Source organism: Streptococcus infantis, assembly GCF_047463655.1.
Lineage (GTDB): Bacteria > Bacillota > Bacilli > Lactobacillales > Streptococcaceae > Streptococcus > Streptococcus infantis_Z.
The window spans coordinates 89,695-111,552 of the sequence record NZ_JASHDM010000005.1 but is presented as its reverse complement, the minus strand read 5'-3'; the positions used below and the strand labels follow the sequence as shown (position 1 = coordinate 111,552).

Genomic DNA, 21,858 nt, shown 5'->3' with positions numbered 1-21,858 from the left:
AGCCAACCAAGTAATTTCATCCCTATCAACTCTTTCTCTGTTCAAGTGGGACGACTGCTAGTGTCTTTCCTAAACTAGCTAGGACTTTTAAGACTGTGTCCAACTGAGGACTTGTCTTTCCTGTTTCCATCCTAGCTATGACAGGCTGGCTTACTCCACTAAGTTCTTCTAACTTTTTCTGACTAATTCCTTGTTCATGCCTAGCCTCAATCAGCTCACTCATAATAGCCACTCGCATATCACTTTCAAGGATTTCCTCCTTGGTAAATGGTTCAGACCGGACATCCTTCCAATTACTCCCAATGGCACTATTCTTCATCACTTAACCCTCTTTCTTTTAAGTCCTTCAGTTCACGCTTGGTTTTTTAAAATTATAACTTAAAAGTTATTAAAAGTAAATCCAAATACTTATAAAAGAAGACCCTAGAATCGTTCTAAAGGTCTCATTTTTATTATTCGAAAAAATTACGAAAAGAGTTATAAAGTGGAGCTAATCCATACTCTTACTCCAGCTCTATCCCCTTCTCTCGGAGATTAGCCAGACACTCCTCATAGTAGGTCGCGTCATGTTCGCTATAGATAGGACTTTTCAGCTTTTCCTCTGCTAAGTCTTCATAAGGAGGGCAGGTCTTTCCACGGTAGTTCTTATCCAGCCACTCTGGACTGACATTGTAGCCACGGTCTGCCATCTCCTCCATGATCAAGCGATGATAGGCATAGAGACGATAGGGCGAGTGGGTAAAGACATAATCAACCGTCGCATGCTTTCTGCCCCAGCCATTGCCACGAAGGGCGCAGCACTCTCGATGTTGCCCCAAGAGTTGCGGACGAGGAAGTTGTGAAATCAAAGCTTCATGCCAAAGTCTCATGGGAGTCTCCTTTCAGCAAAGTAGATTGTTGCAGATAAGCATTTGGGTAACGTTCAAGCAAATCCCTAGTCCTAGCAATCAAGTCTTGCTTGGAAGCTTGACCAAAGCGGTAGCGATCCAGCAGGAGCATATAGTCTTTGCGCTCATCAAGGCTAGCTTGCTTTTTAAAATAGCCCCAAATATGCTGAAAGGCATTACAAACTTGACCTCTGTGTTCTGAAATCTGGCAGGCACGGTCAATCATCTCTTGAACCTGACTCACCTCCACCACTTCTTGCTTGAGATACTGGCGAATATCCTTGTAAATATTGCTGGAATGGCTCAAAACAAGGTATTTATTTTCCGCCCAGAGTTGCTGACAAAGAGCACGTTGGTTGTTATTTTCCATATTTCTCCTAACTTTCTACTAGTTCCCAGGAAATACGGAAACAAAGTTATATTTTTAAAATGAGCGAATCAATTAAGCCCATCACCCTTTAAAGTTTTTCAAAAACTCTTTGAGTTCAGCATCAGCTTCTGGTGTGGTGCCGTGGAGTTGGTTGAGCATTTCAAGCAGAGAAGCTGTTTGGCTTTGGATTGCTTCATTTCTCTTGTTAATCTTGCTGACGATGTCTGTCAGTGGCTCGACTTCTTCTTCCTCAAAGGTATCTACATAGCGAGGGATATTAAGGTTGTAGTCATTTTCGACAATTTCTTCATAGCTTGCTAGATGGGCAAACTTATCAATCTCCTCACGTGACTTGTAAGCTTCCAGAATCTTCTCGATATGGGCATCCGTCATGATATTTTGGTTTTTGCCTTTATCAAACTCCTTAGAAGCATCGATAAAGTAGACATCACGATTGGTACGGTTCTTTTTGAGAATGATAATCGTGGTCGGAATGCTGGTATTAAAGAAGATATTGGCTGGTAGACCGATAACCGTATCAATGGCTCCTTCTTCTAGCAATGCCTTACGAATGGTTCCCTCCGCATTTCCACGGAAGAGAACACCGTGAGGAAGGACGATAGCCATGACTCCATTATCCTGCTTGAGGTGGTAATATCCATGCAAAAGAAAGGCAAAGTCAGCCTTGGACTGAGGTGCCAGTTTCCCAAAAGGAGAGAAACGAGGGTCATTCAGGAATCCAGAGCTTGCTGACCACTTGGCAGAGTATGGCGGGTTCATGAGAACACCGTCAAAGTTGGTCGGCTCTTGAGTTGGCCAGTCTTCATCCAGTGTATCCGCATTGTGTAGAAATTGATTCTCAACCGGAACACCGTGTAGGATCATGTTCATCCGAGCTAGGTTATAGGTTGAGGTATTGAGCTCCTGACCAAAGTAGACCACTGTCTGCGGTTTATGAGAGTATTTCTTGGCATTGAGCAAAAGAGAGCCAGAACCCATAGTCGCATCATAGATGGTAAAGCCTTCTTGGTCTTCACGACCCAAAAAGGCAATCTGAGTCATAAGCTTGGCAACAGGCTGAGGCGTATAGAACTCACCAGCTTTCTTACCCGAGTCGGTCGCAAACTGACCAATCAGATACTCATAGGCATCCCCCAGCATATCGCCAGCATGACCAGCCACATCCAGCACAACCAACTCTTTCATGACTGCTGCTACCGTTTGGTTTTGTTTTTGCGGAGTGGCACCTAGCTTTTTAGAGTAGAGGTCGATATCTTCAAAGAGATTTTCATAGAGGTCGTCACTCTGCTCAATATCACGAAATCCCTGAGCTAGATCTTCCAGCTGGAAAGTCCCCTCATTGACACGTGCTACCAGAGCCGTAAAGGTCAAGTCTGGCTTGATAATATAGTTGAGCTCGTCATTCATGACAGCGACCAGATCCTCATGGGTATCCGCATCCTCGTAGTAGTTTCGATAGACCACAAGTGCATCCTCAAGACTATCTGTACCCTCTTCCATAGTCTCCGCCACGAAAAAGAGCATCTTGTCTGACAGATACTTATAAAAGACCATGCCTAAAAGATAGGACTTGTAGTCATTGGCATCCATCTTAGAGCGGAGAACATCCGCTGAGTTCCACAGGGCTTGGTAGAGCGACTGGGAAGTTTGTGTTGTTTCCATAATGTTTCTTTCTAAGTTTTACAAATATTTTTCAAAAAGTGATTATTTAGGAATAACCAATCACTTCTCTTTCTACCGTTTGAATCAAGTCCAAAGGAATATCAGAAACAGGAAGTTGATAAACGATATTTTTTCGAGGGTTATAAAATCCAAGATTTTCGATAGACAGGAAGTCAGGATCATAGGAATGTAAACCCATGATATAGTATACAAGGACTTGTAGCGTATGGTCTTTATTTGGAGTTGTTTTAGTCACCTTAAAATCCCACAGTGTATCCTTGGTAAGAAAATCTCCATCACCCTTGTCAATCGTTTTTGTATAACCTCCAAGAAAGTTAAAGCCATCTTTTACCAACGGTCCATAAAGATCGAAGAAGCAAAGGCTTCGCTCCACCATGATACAAATATTTTCTATCGTTTCTGCATCTACTATAATTTCCTCAAAAGGCTTATAATACTGTTTCCCTGCACGAAAAACGACATCAAAGGATGCTAGACGACAAGCACTTTCTATCGATAAGTCATCCAATCCTGTAACCAAATCAAGAAGTGCTTCTCCTAGGTCTTCCATACCAACCATCTGAGCTCCCTTGAGAGAAATTCTGAAAGCATCACGGGCTTCTGCCCCTTTCATAAGACGGGTCAAGTAGTCCACACAAATCCCCACTAAACTAGGAGATACAGACTCTACAGAATGCAGAACTCTGTGATCTTCGAACTGCTCTACTGAAAATAACTTGATAGGTAGATAACCACCTCGAGGTTGGTTAATTTCTTTTATACGTTGTGTTACAGATACCATGGTAACTCCTTTTTGTATACAAATATACTAGCATCGATAAATCTTAATCGGTATTCTTTTAATTTAGCAAACAATTACCTTAGTTTTGGATTTCTTTTTCGCTTTCTTAAGCTTGCTTCAAGTTTATTAGCATTTTTCTTGTTTTCTAACAATTCATTATAAGCCGTCTTTTTAATAATCGTCTTGATTAAATTATCAAGTTCTGTATTTTCTGAGTAGTCAGCTGGAACAAAATAATCAATACGGTTATCTCGAGTCATTTTGTGGACTTTTTTTCTGTCATTGGTTTTTGGATTGAATACACCGATAGAGTAGCCACCTCTTGTTTTGACTAGCTTCATACATGGAATATCTGTATCACTATCCCCTAAATAGATCATATTTCTAAACGGAACTCGTAAATCACTTTCAGCAAAAAAATCGTTCACTGCATCGTCATTGACATCTAAAATACCTTTGGTAATTCTAAAAAGAAATTGAGTCTTATTTGTATAGTTAACAACTTGAGCAGGCCAGACCGCAACACCATTTTCATCACAATAAAAAGAAGTTGCGTAAATTTTCTTAAAAGCACCATTCTTAGCAATTGAGGTTCCCTCTATCATCTCTTTCAAACCAGATGAAATGATATAATGCTCTACAATAACCCCTTTGTCTTCTCCATACTTTCGAATACGTTCGAACCAGTCTTCGACTCCTGGGAATAGTTCTACCTCTGAACCAAACTTGGCTAACTCTGTCTTTGTAAATAAAACCTTTCCTGCAGATTCTGTTTTCATCGTAAACATATAAGCAAGATTCTTGTCCATATTATTATCCTTGGCAAACCCATTGGATTTCTTCCAAAATTCACTGATTTCATACCCAAGCTTCTGTATAAATCCTTGGGCTTGCATATCATCAGGAGACAGCGTTTTATCAAAATCATAGCAGATAGCTACTACAGGTTTTTCTTCTTTCTTTAGAGTTTCTGATTTTACTTTTGACATTTTACTGCACTCCTTTTATATAAACATATCCTGCAAGAGTTTCTTCTTCAGTGTTTCTAGCTGAGAAATTTTTTCTTGGTGTGAGTTGATGAGGTTATCGAGGTTTGAGAAATAGGAGCCGATGGCTTGTTGTTCAGCAACTGTTTGTGGAATTGCAAAAATAGTAGATGAAACCGACTTCCAATCAGATCGTGGCATTTTTGTACCAGATGTGTCATTAGCAACCTTTTGATAGCGATTTGATTGAACTAAATAATAAATGAAATTTGAATCATTTCCATTTGGATCAAATACCCAAAAATCTCCTAAAGCTACTCCCTCAAATTTCGGCAGAAGCCAATTATTTAAATACGGACGTAATTTCCCATATAATGTGTATCCAGGTTTAAAGTGTATACCTTTACGATTATCAAATTTGCTACTAATATCTTTATTCAGCCGACCTTGACCAGAAATAATATCCTCAAACTCAACCTTTGGCAATGAATCAGAATCAGAACTTTGAGTAACTCTTTTTACAAGTTTACTCAATTGCTTTTCTTCCCACTCACCTTCAAATCCTTCCAAACGAATCTCAGGGACTTTATGTCCAGCTTTTGGAAACATCTTGGAGAGCATGGTCGCCTTGAAAGATTGGTAGTTGGCGAGATTGTCCTTGTATCTAGATAGAAGATCGTCGAGGGTGCGGAAAAGAGAGCCGATTGCGGATTGTTCAGGAAGAGATGGAACTAATGTCTTTATTGATTTAAATTTACTTAATGATAGTACTTTTTGCCCAGTACCCTCAGCTTGTAACATAACTTGCTTTGTTATTGATGTATTTAGAAGTTTCAGATAAAAGTCACTATCACCTTCTACAATACTAAAAACCGGATAAAAATAACTGATTATCCCTTTATCCAAAAGATCATTTCTATTGAATTTAAACACACCATTATCACTTCTAGAACGATATGTGAAAAAACCCTTCGGTAGCACGAAATAACCAATGTTACTATCTGTAGTAACTTGCCTATTTGCAAAATAATCCTCCTGTCTCACAATACCCTTATTTTGAGAAGAAGTTAAAACTGGGTATTGGTTTTGAACTGTAGTTTTTTCAACATAATCTTCAATATGTTCTCCTAGAGTACATAGTTCCCATGCTCCCTCAAACCCTTTAACTCTTACCAAAGGTATATTTTTTCTCTGGCTTTTCATCATTTCCCTTTCTTCTTAATTGAATTATATAGTTCTTTGCTAATTTATATTAGATTTTAGTGATTACTCACCAAGTAATTTTTCCGTAATAATTATTACCTTTGAAATTAGTTTACTCACTTTTCGACCATAATCTAGTTAATACTACATCATCACTATTAGGTCTAATTACTTCTTCTTTATCTACTTTCACAAATACTGGAACTTGAATTGCATTACCCGTAATTATAACCTCTCCTTTACCTAAACTAGGAATTTTATTAAATGAAGTTTTATCTAACGTAGGCATAGTATTTACCAACATTCGTAAATCATTATCATTAACCAATCTATGGATGAAATAATTATGTACTTGCGAAAGAATAGTGGGTGAAATATCTGCTGGTCGTTGACTAGATAAAGTTAAGTAGAAACCAAATTTTCGTCCTTCTTTAATGATTTCTTCAAAAATATTTAATCTGTAGTCCTGCCAAGTATCTCCTAAAGAATGATTTTGGGCGTTCAAAATATTATGGGCTTCATCAATAATTAAATGACTAGTGCATATAACATCGTTTCCAGCTATCTTCGTTTTCTGTTGATCATAGATCATCTTAGATATAAGCATAGGAATCAGTCTAGTAATCTCTTGATTAGCATGTACGAGGTTAATAATATTTAGACTAGAAAAATCATGTTCTATACTTTCTTTAACTTCAACAACTTTTTTCAAACTGTTTAAGGCTGTATCAATCCTGTGAAACAAAGGATTAATATGTTCAATGTTTGTTGACTTCCAAGTACTATAGTGAACTTTTTGAAAATCTAAAAAAAATTTTAATCTATCTATCAAGTCCAAAGAATCGAAACTCTCTGCAAGATTTTGCCTAATTTCATCTATCTGTAACTTTTTTTCTACCTGTTCAGTTATATCAGACTTATCATTTAAATAAACACGTTCTTCTCCCCGAGTATAATATGCTTTTGATGATGCAAAGTACGCTAACGAGGAAACTTGATTAAATATCATCCAGTTATCTTTTGCTATGTATGACTTTGCAACTTTAATCCAATTATCTTTTGAATCGGACAATGCTGCATCCCCAGTTGTAAGAATTTTTTTCAATGTTCCAATCACAAATTTTGCAATAACCTCTCCTGTGTGTTCTTTTTCACTCCACTCTTTCATTGCTTTCCTCAGAAATGGAACTTGAGTTGCTGAAGAAGCACCAAATAAAATTGAAAGAATATCTGGGTCAAAAAGATATTCCTCAGTAATCGGGATTTTTTTTAATGTTTTACTCCTAGTTTTGACATTAAATACTTTCTTGTGGATATTGGTTACACCAAAGCTATCATCTTTTGTGTATTCACCATTAAAATCAATAACATAGAATTTTGACAGCTCTAAAATTTTTTCTCGATAGTCTGACCGAAATAATTCTAAAAATAATTTATGCAATGTATTAGATTTACCACTACCAGTATTCCCAAACACACCAATATGAGAAGCAAAAATTTTATTAATCGATAAAGGAACAACTTGACCCTCTAAGATTGACTTTCCAATAGAAATAGTTGGCTCAGATTTATTAATCCCATATATTAATTCTAAGTCCTTTTTTGAAGTAATACATACTTCATTTCCAATCATAGGTACATATTGACTTGTTACTTGGAATTCACCATTTTCAATAACACCTTTAGTTTTTAAATGAACAATTCGATTTATCGAATTTTTTGAAAAACGATTATCAAACTCTGTACTTCGAATTGTATTTTGTTGATCAGCAACTTTTTCAGTAACAACAGAAGCAATAATTTTTACATTATTCTGTAAAATTGTCAGATAGGCTCCGATTTTTGCTCCTTGTAACACATCACCATACCATAAATATTCTGCATCATTAGATAAATGATACATTCCAACTTGAGAAATATCGCCATCAACACCTACGATTACACCCAATTTTTTGATATTAATTTTCATTCTAACTGTTCCTCAAAAGATACATCCCTAAGCAACTCAGTTAGATTGCTAATATCGAAACTAAACCAGTCACTTCCATTTTTTATTTGATGCTTTGATTTATACTTTACATCTAATTCATTAGGTGTAATGATATTCAGATTTCTTGGACAATCACTGAGGTTCAAATTTGTTAAGATTGTTTGTTTATCAGATTCAGAATAACAAAATATAAAGATATTTAATTCAGGATTTTTCAAAGATCTGTTCAACATTTTAGCAATATGTTTATCTTGAAATGAGAATCCAATTACAATAAGAATAGATTGTGGTTTATCTAACTCAAGTTGAAACACTCTTAGCATGTCATGAAAATGATTGTTTAGAAACGTTTCTTGACCCTCTAAGCCAGTTGGTTTAACTACTACAGGATTTTCAACTACACTTTGCCTTATTAAAATATTGTCCTCTTGATCTCGTTCCCAGTTCATAGAACCATGTGGTTTAATCAAAGATAATGTAGGAAGTTCATTAAGGTAGTTATCATTTAATCCCCTATATGCGACAGACTTATTATAGTTAGCACTATCTAAAATCCTATTAAAATATCCATTACCTCCATCATTGAAAACAAATGATTCATATTTCATCAATTCATCCAGCGACTTCTCAATGAAGAGATCGTAGTTAGTAGTAAAAATATTAATATTTTTTGTTACTTGTCTAGAATTTGCATGGTAAAGTAATTGAAGTATAACTTTAATAAATTCAGAATATCTTTTTAAAACTGCTTTAATATTTTCTTCATCACTAGCGTTGCTAGTATCTTCAAGAACTTTCATAGAAACTGCTTTAACTTTATCAGATAGTAAATTATTAGCCTCCTCATCTGAAATATCTTTACTTTTGAAAAAAGACATTAAAGGTATTGCTGGAACTGAAGTCCCTGATCCAATTAGAAAATTAAGCCTCTTAGTCATTGCAAAATAACGCAACTGTTTTATATCAAATTTTTCAACCATATTTGTTCCTCGAATAAGAATAAAATACTTTCCTCTATCTCCCAACCCTCAATGGCTCAATCACCTCTTCGATCAGTTGGGTATAGGCTTCTTTGATGTGTTTTTTATAGAGGAGTGGGTTGAGGGCATCTGTTACCTCAACTTTATAGTCCTTGTAGCGCTGGCTCTTGGTCAGTTGGCTTTCTCCTAGTTGCTTTTTAGCGCCCTTGCGGTAGTGATTGACATAGTAGCGGAGTTCATCTTCACCGACATACCAGGTCTTACTAAAGTCTTGGATCTGCTGCTGGATGACTGCCTCAATCATCTGATCAAGGATATTGGCGATGGATTGACCTCTGTAGCGGTCAGGATTTGCCTGTACTTCTTGCCAAAGCTCTGAGATGATCTGTGCCAGATTTGGATTAGTCTTTTCCAGACTTTGGATATAGGTATCCACTGCTTCTCTATCTTGCGCACTGAGACTCTTTTCCGGACTCTGCTCTTGCTCAATCAGGCTTTGGATCAAGGTCAGGATATAGGCGTAGTTAATCTCATCTACTTGGATGGACTCTAGTTCATAGTGGATATCAAGTGGTTCGCCATCGTCGTTATCATCTTCGATTCGGCTTTTCAACTCTGCTAGGATATTCTGATAAAAGCCAAGATAAACTTCCAACTCTTCTGAACTGAGTCCCGTTTGAGCGTAAATTTCGTCCTCATCATACTCTTTATACACGCGGATAGAGGCCAGGTACTTATCAAATCCTTGATAAGCTTTGGCGATTTTTCTCAACTGTGGAGTAGAGATTTGTTCGAGTTGGAGTCCTTCTACAGGGTCATCTGTGATGAGATTTTGGAAGTCGCTACAACTTCTCAAAAAGTTTCTCTTTTCCTCTTCCCAGCTAGGCGCTAGGACATCATTTTCACCACCATTTGAGTAAAGCTTGAGGGCATTATCGACTGCTTCCTTAAAGGCTAGAGGCTTTTGGAAGGTGATGATATGGCCATAGTTCTTACTAGAATCAAAGATACGATTGGTTCGGCTAAAGGCCTGAATCAGATCCTGCGGTTTCATGTGCTTTCTGTCGATAAAAAGAGTCGATAGACAAGGGGCATCAAATCCCGTTAGGAGACGATTGACCACGATGACCAAGTCCAACTGTTCATTGCGATAGAGATACTTATCCTGTTTTCGGGCTAGGCGGTTATTGACATCGGTATTGAAGCCACGAAGATCCGCCATGGTAAAGTGAGTATCAAACTCTTGGTTATAGTCCTCTAAGACCTGCTTCATGTGATCTTGGTTGGCTCTTGAGTCTTCTTCATTCTCCGTAACGGAGTAGGTGATGGTCGCCTTTGGAAAGTCTGGAAGGACCATCTTGACTCTCTCAGATACCTTGACTCGTGTTTGTCCCGCTTTGACTTTTTTGAGAAGGTCATAGTAGGCTTGGGCTTGAGGGATAGACTTTACAGTGAGGATGGCATTGTAGGTATTGCCGACTCCTTTTTGTAAACCCAGTTGTTGGCGGGATTTATTGATAATGGCGTCCAAGACTTCCAGCATGTGCTCCTCATTTTCATAGACAGTATCTGGTATTTCATTTTCAGCCTGGTCTGTGATGAGGGTATTGCGATAGTCTACCTTAAAGCCTAAAACAGCTCCGTCATGAATAGCTTCCTTGACCGTATACTCATGGAGACGGTCTCCATACTGTTGCTGGGTGGTTTGGGCTAGGTCGCCGACTTGCTGGCGTTTATTTTCCTTAAAGATGGGTGTACCCGTAAATCCATACCAGAGGGACTGAGGGAAAAAGGCTTTAATGTCTTTTTGTGTTTGTGGTGTCACGGCACGGTGGCATTCATCCACGACAAAGGCTACTCGGAGCCCCTTGATTTTGCCCGCATCTCGTTGGTAAAGACCTTGGTCAAACTTGCGCATCATGGTGGTGATTTTCTGGATAGTGGTCACCACGACACGCTTATCATTACTTCCTAAGCGCTTGACCAAATCATGGGTATTGTCCGTCTCATCGATATCGATGACGTCATTGGTCGCATAAGAGAGGAAGGACGATGTGGTTTGTTGGTCCAAGTCCCTGCGGTCAACGACAAAAATCGTCTTTTGGATCGATGGAATTTGAAGGAGATTGCGAGCTACCTTATAAGAGGTCAAGGTCTTTCCTGAACCTGTCGTATGCCAAACATAGCCAGATGCTTGCTGGCGAGATGCTTCCTGCACCGCTTCGATAGCATGGATCTGATAGGGACGCAAGAGGATGAGAGATTTCTTGCTATCATCAATGACAGAATACTGCATGACCATCTGATGGGCACGAGGGATAGAAAGAACTTCATGGGCAAAGCTAGTCAAGTTTGTCACAGGATGATTGTCCTTATCCACCCACTTGGTTAGAAATTGCTTGTTGAGTTTATTTTCACGAGCTGCAGCGATATAGCGAGTATCAACCTTGTTAGTCACAACAAACATCTGCAAGCTAGAGTAGATACCACGGAATTTCCCTTCACGGTCATATTTTTTAATCTGATGAAAGGCATCGATAAAGGCTGCTTGGGAACTCTTGAGCTCGATTTGAATCATAGGCAAGCCATTGATGAGAAGAGTAACATCCAATCTACGGTCTTGGTCCAGAGGATTTACTTTTTCTCTCTGGACTTGATTGACAACTTCGTAGCTAGACTTTCCCGCTGCGATATTGTCTCTCCAAATGACTGACAAACGGATGGTGCCTAGGCTGGCATTTTCTCTTTGAACCTCGACCTTAGCAATGCCATTTTCTCCGACTAACCACTTAGCAGCATCATAGTAGCTGACAAAGTTGAGTTGGTTCTGAATCTGGCGTTTTTCCTGCTCAGTCAAGGGATGGTCTGCTAGCAGAGCAACGTTGTTTTGGGCTAGTTTCTCAAAGAAATTGTCCCATAGTTGTTCTTCTGTTTTTAGGTCTTCTCGATAAGTCCATTGGCTTTCACCAGTTACTAGCTGGTTTATCAGTTGTTTTTCTATTTCCTGTTCTGGTTTTACCTGCATCTATATTTCTCCTTCAGGGACAACACTCTCCCTATTATTATATCATAGTCCTATCAGAAAAACTTCTGATTTCACTAACTTCACTTTCGTAATACAAATAGTCTTTCTCCTTAAAATATGGTATAGTAGAATCATACTACTCAAGAGGAGTTTACATGTCACACGATAAACAAATGAAAGCTGTTTCTCCCCTTCTACAGCAAGCAATCAATATTTCTTCCATCATCGGTGGAGTTGGTACTTTGATTTTCTGTATCTGGGCCTATCAGGCTGGTGTTCTGCATTCTAAGGAAACCCTATCTGCCTTTATCCAACAGGCCGGTATCTGGGGACCACCACTTTTTATCTTTTTACAGATATTGCAGACGGTCGTTCCCATCATTCCTGGTGCTCTAACCTCTGTGGCAGGTGTCTTTATCTACGGTCATATCGTGGGGACGATCTACAACTATTTCGGTATTGTTATTGGTTGCGCCATTATCTTTTACCTGGTGCGTCTCTACGGAGCCCCCTTTGTTCAGTCTGTCGTCAGCAAGCGTACCTATGATAAGTACATCGGTTGGCTAGACAAGGGTAATCGCTTTGATCGATTCTTTATCTTTATGATGATTTGGCCGGTTAGTCCAGCGGACTTTCTCTGTATGCTGGCAGCTCTAACCAAGATGAGCTTCAAGCGTTACATGACTATCATCGTTCTGACCAAGCCCTTTACCCTGGTCGTTTACACATACGGCTTGACCTACATCATTGATTACTTTTGGCAAATGTTCGCCTGATCATTAAAAAAGTTGATCAAAAACTCAATTTTATACTCAATGAAAATCAAAGAGCAAACTAGGAAACTAGCCGCAGGTTGCTCAAAACACCGTTTTGAGGTTGTGGATAGAACTGACGAAGTCAGTAACACATATACGGCAAGGCGACGTTGACGCAGTTTGAATTTGATTTCGAAGAGTATTATCAGAAAATGAAAAAAATAAAACGCATAGTATCAAGGTTTTTCAACACCTGATAGTATGCGTTTTTCTGATTTTAATAACTTTTTGCCCAACCTCTTTTTTTAACCTTCTTTTTTCAATAGGAGAGAAACAAGGACTGATGTCGCAATCATCCATGCTCCTAGAATGATAAAGGTCATTCGACCATTCGTTGTTACTAAGCCAATTCCTGAAAGAACAAATGGTGTTAAGGAGGCACCAAAACTACATCCCAAAACAGCATAAGAAGTTGCTTTGTTGAGGAGCTTTGCTGGGATTCTCTCAGAAATTAACTGAAAGACAGTCGTAAGGGCAATGCTATAGGCAAATCCTCCTAAGACAGAACCTGCAACGACAACCCAAAGAGAAGGTGAAAGAGCGATGATGATTTGCCCAATACCAAAGGTTACACCCGCAATCAATAACAATTTTTCCTTAAAGGCAGAGATGAGGAAAGAAAAGCTAATTCCCGCCAGAATCCCAATCAACTGCATGGCACTGAGTACCAGACTAGACAATTGAGCATCTCCAAAGCCTGCCTCAATCATGAGACTAGGAATACGGAAGGTAATGGCCGTATTGGTACATACAATGACTGCAGCACCGACAGCTAGAAAGAAAATCAACTGTTTCATGGAGCGAGTTAGTTTCGCTGCTTCTTCTGTCTTTTGCTTAGACTCATGAACTTCTTCTTTGTTATAAGGGACAAAGAGAAGGAAGAGTACAAGAACCACTAGACCTGCAGCGTAGGCTAGGAAGGTTGCGGTCCAGCCAAAGGCCAAAAGCTGACCGACTGTCAAGGTCAAGATAGAGGCTCCCACTACCTCAGCTGAACCACGAAAACCAAGCATCTGGATACGAGTCTTGCCATGGTACCGTTCACTGATGATAGAGATAGCCTTGGCGTTTAGCATCCCCACACCAATCCCAAAAAGAAGACGAGTAGCAAAGACAAAGTAGTAATCCTGATACCAGAAGGGAGCTGTTCCACTGATTGACAAGATCAAGAGTCCCAAGGTCAACTGAAGTCGTTCAGGAAAAATCCGTTCTAAAACTCCATTTAAAAGGAGCATAGCCATAATCCCAAAGGATGGGAGACTGACTAGAAGTTCAACCTGACCAGTCGAATAGCCCTGATAATAGTCAAACATGGATGGTAGGGCACTTGATATTGAAAATGATGTGATCAATACTAACGATAGAGAAAGTATACTCACTTTTTCCAAAAATTGTTTCATTTTATCCTCATTCATTATTTATGTTAAGTCAAAAGAGCTAGATATTACTGTAGAAATAAAAGATTTCTTTCATCTAGTCCCTATAACTCTTTTAGCAAAAAGGTCCTTTCCTATCATACACTGTTTCCCAAAAATTGGCAAGCAACTGCTTTATAAGTTCAACATAAAAAGTAGGACCATCAGACTCGGAGAAGCCTCGATGGTATCCTACTTTTATAGATTTTAGTAAACTATCTTACTTAGATTTTCAAGAATCGGCGCATTGAGATTCCTGAACCAAGTGAACCGATACAGATTCCGATGAGGAACAAAAGACCGATCATCAATGGAATAAAAGCATCTGGGGTAATCAGAGATAGATTTTGTCCAACCAAAGATGGGTTAACTGATTGGTAGACTCGGTTATAGATAAAGTAAACCATGATTGATGGAATAGTTGCTCCTAATAGCCCAATGAAAGCACCTTCTAGCAAGAATGGACCACGAATGTAGCTATTTTTAGCACCAACCAAACGCATGATTTGGATTTCACGACTACGTGAAATGATAGTGATACGAATGGTATTTGAAATCAAGAAGACTGCGATGAAAATCAAGAGTCCTGCAATGACCAATCCCCAAACACGGATGAAGGAAGCCAACTTGAAGAGACGCTCCGTATTGGCACCACCGTCTTGAACCTCAGAAACTCCTTCGATTTTCTTAGCTTCTTCAGCGACTGGTTTCACATCACTTGGTGAATTGGTATCTACGATGTAGGCATCATGAAGTGGATTGGCATCTCCTTCAAAAACCTTCCAATCGTCACCCATGGTTTCAGTCAGCTTTTGGTACTGCTCTTCTTTACTTGAGAAGGTTACACTTTTAACAGCTGGCATAGCCTTGAGAGCATCATAAACCTTGTGGTAGTCATTATTAGTGACTGTCTGACCTTCTTTGACAATGGTTTCACTATTGTCTTCAATATCTTTACGGACATAAACCATGACGCGGACGTTGTTTTCGATATCCGTTGCCAATTTTGCAGTATTAAAGATAACTGAGGCAAAAATAGCAACCAAGGTCAAGGTAATCATTACTGAACTGACAGCAGCAATGGTCATCCACCCATTACGCTTTAAACTCTTTAAAGCTTCGAATAGGTGGCGGAAAAATCTACTAATCATCGTATCCGTACTCTCCTTTCGCTTCGTCACGAACCACACGACCATTCTCGATGGCAATGACACGGTGGCGCAAGGTATTTACGATTTGGCTGTTGTGGGTCGCCATCAAAACAGTCGTACCTTGGAGGTTGATGCGCTCCAAGAGGTTCATGATTTCCCATGAGTTATCTGGGTCCAAGTTACCTGTTGGTTCGTCGGCAATCAAAACCTTAGGATTGTTTACGATAGCACGGGCAATGGCGATACGTTGTTGCTCACCACCTGATAACTCATTAGGGAATGAACGAACCTTATGCTTCAAGCCGACAAGATCCAAAACTTCCATAACACGTTTTTTGATATTACGACGGCTTTCACCGACAACCTCCATCGCATAAGCGATGTTCTCATAAACGGTTTTCTTTGGCAATAGTTTGTAATCCTGAAAGACAACTCCTACACTTCGACGAAGAAGCGGAATATCTTTCTTTTTAATCTTAACAAGATTAAAACCTGCAACCTGCAAACTTCCTTTTTCAACTTTAACTTCACGGTACAAGGCACGGATAAAAGTTGACTTACCTGCACCCGAAGGACCTACGATATAGGCAAATTCTCCTGGTTCAATTTTCACAGAGACGCCACGTAGGGCTGTTGTCCCGTTGTCATACTTTTTGACAACATCTCTCATTTCAATGATCGACATGTGACTTCCTTTCTTTTAACTAATACGCCATTTCAGATAGGCATCAATGAATCCATCTAAGTCTCCATCCATGACCTTATCTACCTGCGCAACTTCAAAACTGGTACGGTGGTCTTTCACCATGGTATAAGGGGTGAATACATAGGAGCGAATCTGGCTTCCCCATGTGATTTCTTTCTTATCCCCCTTAAGGGCATCTACCTCAGCAGCTTTCTTTTCCTGCTCCATTTGATAGAGTTTTGCCTGGAGCATCTTCATCGCACGGTCACGGTTTCCGTACTGAGTACGGTCAACAGTTGATGCAACGACAATCCCTGTCGGAATGTGGGTCAAACGGACACCTGTTGAAACCTTGTTGACGTTCTGTCCACCTGCTCCACCTGAGCGGAAAGTATCCATCTTGATATCATCTTCTCGAATATCAACTTCAATAGTATCATCCAACTCTGGCATAACTTCTACAGAAGTAAAGGAGGTGTGACGACGCTTAGCTGAGTCAAATGGTGAGATACGTACCAGACGGTGAACTCCCATCTCTGACTTGAGAAGTCCATAAGCATTTGGACCTTCAAAAGACAAGGTCACTGACTTAATACCTGCTTCATCACCTGCTTGATAATCCAAGACTTCAACCTTGAAACCTTTGGCGTTCCCATAACGAGTGTACATACGAAGAAGCATATCGCCCCAGTCTTGGGCTTCTGTTCCACCAGATCCTGGGTGAATCTCTAAAATAGCATTATTATGATCATAAGGCTCTGACAAGAGTAGAGTCATCTCGTAGCTAGTCATCATCTGATCTAGCTCAGCTAACTTCTCCACCAACTCATCCTTAACAGACTCATCCTCTGCTAAAAAGTCTAGTAAGATTTCAGCTTCATCCTGCAACTCCTCCATCTTATGGAAAGTATTGTAGGTGTTTTTTAGTTCATTTAATTCTTGCGACGTTTTTTGGGCCGCAATATTATCGTTCCAAAAATCAGGTTCTGTCATTTTGTTTTCCAAAATGGCAATTTCTTCTTCTAACCCTTCGAGGTCAAAGAGACCCCCTAAAAGAAGCTAATTTTTCACGATTGGCGTCAATTTTTTGACGAATTTCTGAAATGTCCATATATACTCCTTTTTTGTATCGTTTTATTATACCATAATTTTTCTTATTTATCTAATCGGTGTTTTTTAAAATTTCTTATCAAAATATTTCTATTTGAAGACGAGAGAGCTATTCTCAATCATTTAGTGTGTGAGAAATCGAAAAACATCTCAGAGCTGATCAAGTTTCTTGTCCAAAAAACATTGATTGATTCTCTGAGATGTATAGTCAATTGAACCCAAAATAGTACATAATGTGGTATAATCTTCTTATGGCATATTCATTAGATTTTCGTAAAAAAGTTCTCGCTTATTGTGAGCGAACAGGTAGTATAACAGAAGCATCACACATTTTCCAAATCTCACGTAATACCATTTATTGCTGGTTAAAGCTAAAAGAAAAAACAGGAGAGCTAAACCATCAAGTAAAAGGAACAAAACCAAGAAAGGTTGATAGAGATAGACTTAAAAACTATCTTACTGACAATCCAGACGCTTATTTGACTGAAATAGCTTCTGAATTTGGCTGTCATCCAACTACTATCCACTATGCTCTCAAAGCCATGGGATACACTCGAAAAAAAAGAACCACACCTACTATGAACAAGACCCAGAAAAAGTAGCTTTATTTCTTAAAAAATTTAATAGTTTAAAGCATCTAGCACCTGTTTATATTGATGAAACAGGATTCGATACTTATTTTTATCGAGAATATGGTCGCTCATTAAAAGGTCAGTTAATAAGAGGTAAAATATCTGGAAGAAGATATCAGAGGATTTCTTTGGTTGCAGGGCTAACAAATGGTGAGTTAATCGCTCCAATGACTTACGAAGAGACGATGACGAGCGACTTTTTTGAAGCTTAGTTTCAGAAGTTTCTCTTACCAACATTAAACACACCATCAGTTATTATTATGGATAATGCAAGATTCCATAGAATGGGTAAGCTAGAGCTCTCATGTGAAGAATTTGGGCATAAACTTTTACCACTTCCTCCCTACTCACCTGAGTATAATCCTATTGAGAAAACATGGGCTCATATCAAAAAGCACCTCAAAAAGGTATTACCAAGTTGTAATACTTTTTTCGAGGCTCTTTTGTCTTATTCTTGTTTCAATTGACTATATATAAATACTATTTTAAAAGAAAAGTATCTGACAGGTCTGAACACAGCACCTAATCAACTTTCTAGCAAAGCAACTAAGATTATTCTTTATCTGCCTTCAAAGTCTGTTTTGTTTCAGCAGCTTCATCTTTTTCATTGTCTTCTGCTGAATGCTTCTCTTTCTCAACTGGCTTATCAGAATCCTTCTTAGGTTCTTCTTGACTTCCCTGAACTTCTACTTTATCAGGATTCAAGCTCCAAATGCCATCTTGATTGACCTTGTAGCCATCAGGTGTTGTCCCATTTCTCAATAAGGAACCATCTGCTTGGAAATAATACCAGTTGCCATTCAGTTGTTTCCAACCAGTCTCCATAGCACCACTTGCATTGAGATAATAACGAGTGCCATCGACATCTAGAAAACCTGTTGCCATGACACCATCATCAGGTTTGAGATAGTACCAAAGCCCTTTATCTTTGAACCAACCTGTCTTCATGGCCCCACTTTCTGTAAAGTAGTAATATTGGTTATCTAGCAATTTCCAACCAGTCTCCATAGCGCCGCTTGCATTGAGGTAATAACGAGTGCCATCAATTTCTTGAAGACCTGTTGCCATGACACCATCATCAGGTTTGAGATAGTACCAACGGTCCTTATCTTTGAGCCAACCTGTTTTCATAGCTCCACTACTTGTGAAATAACTATAATGATTGTCAAACCATTTCCAGCCTGTCTGCATGGCTCCACTTGCATTAAGGTAATAACGAGTGCCATCAATTTCTTGAAGACCGGTTAGCATGATACCATCTTTATCTAGATAGTACCAAAGGTCCTTATCTTTGAGCCAACCTGTTTTCATAGCTCCACTGCTTGTGAAATAACTATAATGATTGTCAAACCATTTCCAGCCTATCTGCATTGCTCCACTTGCATTGAGATAATAACGAGTGCCATCAATTTCTTGAAGACCGGTTAGCATGATACCATCTTTATCTAGATAGTACCAAGTATCCTTATCCTTGATCCAACCTGTTTTCATAGCTCCAGAACTTGCAAAATAGTTCCAATGACCTTCAATCATGGCCCAACCAGTTTGCATAGCACCACTTGCATTGAGGTAATAACGAGTGTCATCAATCTCTTGAAGACCCGTTAGCATGACACCATCTTTATCTAGATAATACCAAGTGTCACCATCCTTAATCCAGCCTGTTTTCATCGCTCCAGAACCTGCAAAATAATTCCAATGACCTTCAATCATGGCCCAACCAGTTTGCATGATCCCATTATTATCAAAATAGTAGGTTAGTCCATTGATTTTCTTCAAGCCCACTGTTCGAAGACCATCTTCATCATAATAATACCAGTTTGAACCTAGCTTTTGCCAGCTTGAAGCTGTCCCTTCTGTTTGCAAAGCACCGCTACTTGCAAAGAGCATCTTCTTACCTTTGAAGACTTGTAAACCAGTAAGCATTTTACCATCTTTATCAAACAGATACTTTTGCCCACCAATTTCAGCTAATTCATTGTATCGTCTTGCACCATTCGACTGAATATAGTACCAAGTATTATCATGATAGAACCAACCACCAATATGCATTTTACCATCTGTATTAAGATAATACCAGTCGCCGTCACTATGTGGATCCCAGCCGTCATTTACATGCACCCATCTACCAGACTGCATTTGACCTTTTCCATTAAAGAAATATGTTGCTCCAGAAATTTCTTTCCAACCGATAGCCATCTGACCATCTTTCAAACGATATTTCCAATGGCCATCTTCTTGATACCATTTCTCATCAACAGTAGGAATATTTGGAAAATCCCCTGAAACGTTTGTAAATCCTTTATCACTAATATCAAACACAGTCGCATCCTGAGTTTGACTAGATGCGTGAATCACTTGGATATTTTTCTTTTGAAGATAGTCTCTCGTTGAAGCGAGGTTAATATCTCCTCCAGTTGTTTGGATGACCATACTAGGAGAGAGATGGTCTATAAATCCAATTGTATTGGAAATCTTGGCATCGTAGTGATGATTCCATTTCATCATATCCACTTTTCCAATAACAGGTCCTAATTTATCTTCAGCTCCCTCAGCATTATCCAAATCACCACCAAGATAAATTCTTTTTCCTGCTACAGTCACTACTGCAACAATTGAATTGGAATTATCATCAAGAACTCTTTTTAGGTTTCCATCAGCATCATATTCATTTTTATAATTATAAAGTTGAATATCCATATCCCCAAATTTAAAATGGCTATCTTCATCCTTTATGTCTTGAATAAGTTTAACTCCCTTGTTCTGTGCAGCGCGGAGAGCATTATCGTAATTGAAAAGATTATCCCACAATCCCCAAGTACTTGTAATTCGTTTATCCGAATATTTTTTCAAATAAAATTTATCAACCTGATAGCGATTAAGAATTTCATCTGCTCCACCTATATGGTCACTATGAACATGAGTTCCTAGTATAAAATCCAATTTCTTTACACCTAACTGATCAAGGTGGCGAATCAAACGATCTTCCATGACCTGATAATTTCGAATGGATATCCCCCAGCGAATTGGATAGCGTGGATCCGAACCATCCGGGAAATCATAATCTTCTCCCATATCAATCAAGGCATAATGACCATTACTTTCTAGTAGGATAGCATCACTTCCAGATTTAGCTTTTGTATTGATAAAATGGATTCGATTCCCTGCACCTGCTGAGATAGTATCTGCATTGACTGTCGGTGCTTGAATGATTGATGCCGCTAAGAACAAGGCACTAAATAATATTGATTTTTTAATAGATTTCATAATACATCAAACTTTCTCTATTTCTTCTAGACTTTTTCGTTAATCAATCCAATAATTCTTATCTCCTCCTGGAACTTGTTGCTCAATAGGTGGTGGAGTCATATAGTTTTCTCCAAATTCATAAACAAGTATTTCATGGTATTTTCTAGGAGCCTTCACTACAATGTTTTCGTATGGTAGATCAATCAGATCATAGAGCCATTCTTTTTTGATTCCCTCTGGAAGGCTAGGATCAAATATCGTACAAGCAAGATACTTAGCTTGATCTAAACTATATTTCAAAGCCATATTCTCTAGTTTTTGATTCCAAGTTTGTGGAGAACTTAGTTGAAAAATAGCTGACCCAATGTAGCGAGGTAGATTTTTAAGTCCCCCATTCTCAGACTTAATCCCCTTAAAATTTAAAGAAGAGAGGCGAATAAGATATTGGTAGAGTTTCATTTTTTTACGGTCACTTTTCTCCGTTGCAACACCATCATACGGAAATACATCAACACAGGTTCCTAACACAACCGTAGAATCTCTAAGATTGGCATCTCTACGTGTTCTTATATCATAGACTCTCATATAACTGTATGGATAGCCCTTTGTTTCTCTAAAGGAAATCATTTTATAGTATGGATGATTTTCGTTTTTTAAAACCTTATAAAGTTTTTCAAATTCATCCCGAGCTAAGGAAATATCTGTATCATCATCCCAAGGAATAAAACCTTGGTGACGTACAGCTCCTAGCAAGGTTCCAAAATCGATGAAATACTTAATATCGTGTTTTTCACAGATTTTATGTAAATACTCTAGAATATCAAGTTCTACTTGCTTGATTTCTTCTAAGCTTAAAATTCTCTCAGACATCTTTG

Annotated in this window: 16 protein-coding genes and 2 pseudogenes; 2 read left to right on the top strand and 16 right to left on the bottom strand. The window is 38.8% G+C overall.

The genetic code is table 11. The annotated features are described in order from the left end of the window. Window positions 1-25: 25 nt before the first annotated feature. The 10 genes and pseudogenes from QM877_RS05850 to QM877_RS05805 form a co-directional block, all read right to left on the bottom strand. The gene (locus tag QM877_RS05850) at window positions 26-319 is read right to left on the bottom strand and encodes a helix-turn-helix domain-containing protein (protein ID WP_414317835.1); all 294 of its coding nucleotides are present in this window, start codon (window positions 317-319) and stop codon (window positions 26-28) included. 184 nt (window positions 320-503) lie between these two features. Continuing rightward, a complete protein-coding gene (locus QM877_RS05845; protein WP_414317834.1) occupies window positions 504-869 on the bottom strand; it encodes a TIGR02328 family protein in 366 nt (121 codons plus the stop codon). Further along, the gene (locus QM877_RS05840; protein WP_414317833.1) at window positions 853-1,257 is read right to left on the bottom strand and encodes a YbgA family protein; all 405 of its coding nucleotides are present in this window, start codon (window positions 1,255-1,257) and stop codon (window positions 853-855) included. Before QM877_RS05840 ends, QM877_RS05845 begins: the two co-directional genes overlap by 17 nt. A gap of 81 nt (window positions 1,258-1,338) precedes the next feature. Beyond that, window positions 1,339-2,940 carry a type I restriction-modification system subunit M gene (locus QM877_RS05835; protein ID WP_414317832.1) on the bottom strand — a complete coding sequence of 534 codons (1,602 nt, stop codon included), beginning with the start codon at window positions 2,938-2,940 and terminating at the stop codon, window positions 1,339-1,341. A 46-nt stretch (window positions 2,941-2,986) separates the two neighbouring features. Further along, complete coding sequence (locus QM877_RS05830; RefSeq protein WP_414317831.1) at window positions 2,987-3,742, bottom strand: hypothetical protein; 756 nt, start codon at window positions 3,740-3,742, stop codon at window positions 2,987-2,989. 92 nt (window positions 3,743-3,834) lie between these two features. Further along, window positions 3,835-4,731: pseudogene (locus QM877_RS05825) on the bottom strand (HAD family hydrolase); the annotation flags it as partial. 15 nt (window positions 4,732-4,746) lie between these two features. Next, a complete protein-coding gene (locus QM877_RS05820; RefSeq protein ID WP_414317830.1) occupies window positions 4,747-5,934 on the bottom strand; it encodes a restriction endonuclease subunit S in 1,188 nt (395 codons plus the stop codon). A gap of 109 nt (window positions 5,935-6,043) precedes the next feature. Continuing rightward, window positions 6,044-7,900, bottom strand: a complete 1,857-nt coding sequence (locus tag QM877_RS05815) for an ATP-binding protein (RefSeq protein ID WP_414317829.1) — start codon at window positions 7,898-7,900, stop codon at window positions 6,044-6,046. Next, window positions 7,897-8,901 (bottom strand): SIR2 family protein, encoded by a 1,005-nt coding sequence (locus QM877_RS05810; protein WP_414317828.1) that lies wholly within the window; start codon window positions 8,899-8,901, stop codon window positions 7,897-7,899. The genes QM877_RS05815 and QM877_RS05810 overlap by 4 nt, the downstream gene beginning before the upstream one ends. A gap of 34 nt (window positions 8,902-8,935) precedes the next feature. Continuing rightward, the gene (locus tag QM877_RS05805; RefSeq protein WP_414317827.1) at window positions 8,936-11,926 is read right to left on the bottom strand and encodes a type I restriction endonuclease subunit R; all 2,991 of its coding nucleotides are present in this window, start codon (window positions 11,924-11,926) and stop codon (window positions 8,936-8,938) included. A gap of 155 nt (window positions 11,927-12,081) precedes the next feature. Between QM877_RS05805 and QM877_RS05800 the strand changes: the two genes are divergently transcribed. Next, the gene (locus QM877_RS05800; protein WP_371560368.1) at window positions 12,082-12,702 is read left to right on the top strand and encodes a TVP38/TMEM64 family protein; all 621 of its coding nucleotides are present in this window, start codon (window positions 12,082-12,084) and stop codon (window positions 12,700-12,702) included. Window positions 12,703-12,986: 284 nt separating this feature from the next. Here QM877_RS05800 and QM877_RS05795 read toward each other — a convergent pair whose 3' ends face one another. The 4 genes from QM877_RS05795 to prfB all read right to left on the bottom strand — a co-directional run bounded on the left by QM877_RS05795 (window position 12,987) and on the right by prfB (window position 17,103). Next, the gene (locus QM877_RS05795; RefSeq protein WP_414317826.1) at window positions 12,987-14,141 is read right to left on the bottom strand and encodes an MFS transporter; all 1,155 of its coding nucleotides are present in this window, start codon (window positions 14,139-14,141) and stop codon (window positions 12,987-12,989) included. A 239-nt stretch (window positions 14,142-14,380) separates the two neighbouring features. Continuing rightward, window positions 14,381-15,307 carry a permease-like cell division protein FtsX gene (ftsX, locus tag QM877_RS05790; RefSeq protein WP_075232086.1) on the bottom strand — a complete coding sequence of 309 codons (927 nt, stop codon included), beginning with the start codon at window positions 15,305-15,307 and terminating at the stop codon, window positions 14,381-14,383. Continuing rightward, window positions 15,300-15,992, bottom strand: a complete 693-nt coding sequence (ftsE, locus tag QM877_RS05785) for a cell division ATP-binding protein FtsE (protein WP_049548597.1) — start codon at window positions 15,990-15,992, stop codon at window positions 15,300-15,302. The genes ftsX and ftsE overlap by 8 nt, the downstream gene beginning before the upstream one ends. Before the next feature lie 15 nt (window positions 15,993-16,007). Then, window positions 16,008-17,103, bottom strand: a protein-coding gene (gene prfB, locus QM877_RS05780) for a peptide chain release factor 2 (RefSeq protein ID WP_148131633.1) whose coding sequence is annotated in 2 segments (ribosomal slippage) — window positions 16,008-17,030 and window positions 17,032-17,103 — 1,095 coding nt in all. Because the reading frame shifts where the segments join, the coding sequence is not laid out codon by codon here. A gap of 250 nt (window positions 17,104-17,353) precedes the next feature. On the opposite strand from prfB, the pseudogene QM877_RS05775 reads away from it, so the two are divergent. Then, window positions 17,354-18,201: pseudogene (locus QM877_RS05775) on the top strand (IS630 family transposase). 85 nt (window positions 18,202-18,286) lie between these two features. Here the strand turns inward: QM877_RS05775 and QM877_RS05770 are convergent. Together QM877_RS05770 and QM877_RS05765 are read right to left on the bottom strand one after the other, a co-directional pair. Further along, the gene (locus QM877_RS05770) at window positions 18,287-21,001 is read right to left on the bottom strand and encodes an MBL fold metallo-hydrolase (RefSeq protein ID WP_414317825.1); all 2,715 of its coding nucleotides are present in this window, start codon (window positions 20,999-21,001) and stop codon (window positions 18,287-18,289) included. A 39-nt stretch (window positions 21,002-21,040) separates the two neighbouring features. After that, window positions 21,041-21,853, bottom strand: a complete 813-nt coding sequence (locus tag QM877_RS05765) for a LicD family protein (protein WP_414284584.1) — start codon at window positions 21,851-21,853, stop codon at window positions 21,041-21,043. Between the last annotated feature and the right edge of the window lie 5 nt (window positions 21,854-21,858).

What these genes read in the sequence shown, in the direction of transcription:
- QM877_RS05800 (WP_371560368.1), top strand. Translation starts at nt 12,082, where the DNA reads ATGTCACACGATAAACAAATGAAAGCTGTTTCTCCCCTTCTACAGCAA.
- QM877_RS05795 (WP_414317826.1), bottom strand. Translation starts at nt 14,141, where the DNA reads ATGAAACAATTTTTGGAAAAAGTGAGTATACTTTCTCTATCGTTAGTA.
- QM877_RS05850 (WP_414317835.1), bottom strand. Translation starts at nt 319, where the DNA reads ATGAAGAATAGTGCCATTGGGAGTAATTGGAAGGATGTCCGGTCTGAA.
- QM877_RS05830 (WP_414317831.1), bottom strand. Translation starts at nt 3,742, where the DNA reads ATGGTATCTGTAACACAACGTATAAAAGAAATTAACCAACCTCGAGGT.
- QM877_RS05840 (WP_414317833.1), bottom strand. Translation starts at nt 1,257, where the DNA reads ATGGAAAATAACAACCAACGTGCTCTTTGTCAGCAACTCTGGGCGGAA.
- QM877_RS05820 (WP_414317830.1), bottom strand. Translation starts at nt 5,934, where the DNA reads ATGATGAAAAGCCAGAGAAAAAATATACCTTTGGTAAGAGTTAAAGGG.
- QM877_RS05845 (WP_414317834.1), bottom strand. Translation starts at nt 869, where the DNA reads ATGAGACTTTGGCATGAAGCTTTGATTTCACAACTTCCTCGTCCGCAA.
- QM877_RS05810 (WP_414317828.1), bottom strand. Translation starts at nt 8,901, where the DNA reads ATGGTTGAAAAATTTGATATAAAACAGTTGCGTTATTTTGCAATGACT.
- QM877_RS05765 (WP_414284584.1), bottom strand. Translation starts at nt 21,853, where the DNA reads ATGTCTGAGAGAATTTTAAGCTTAGAAGAAATCAAGCAAGTAGAACTT.
- QM877_RS05805 (WP_414317827.1), bottom strand. Translation starts at nt 11,926, where the DNA reads ATGCAGGTAAAACCAGAACAGGAAATAGAAAAACAACTGATAAACCAG.
- ftsE (WP_049548597.1), bottom strand. Translation starts at nt 15,992, where the DNA reads ATGTCGATCATTGAAATGAGAGATGTTGTCAAAAAGTATGACAACGGG.
- QM877_RS05770 (WP_414317825.1), bottom strand. Translation starts at nt 21,001, where the DNA reads ATGAAATCTATTAAAAAATCAATATTATTTAGTGCCTTGTTCTTAGCG.
- QM877_RS05835 (WP_414317832.1), bottom strand. Translation starts at nt 2,940, where the DNA reads ATGGAAACAACACAAACTTCCCAGTCGCTCTACCAAGCCCTGTGGAAC.
- ftsX (WP_075232086.1), bottom strand. Translation starts at nt 15,307, where the DNA reads ATGATTAGTAGATTTTTCCGCCACCTATTCGAAGCTTTAAAGAGTTTA.
- QM877_RS05815 (WP_414317829.1), bottom strand. Translation starts at nt 7,900, where the DNA reads ATGAAAATTAATATCAAAAAATTGGGTGTAATCGTAGGTGTTGATGGC.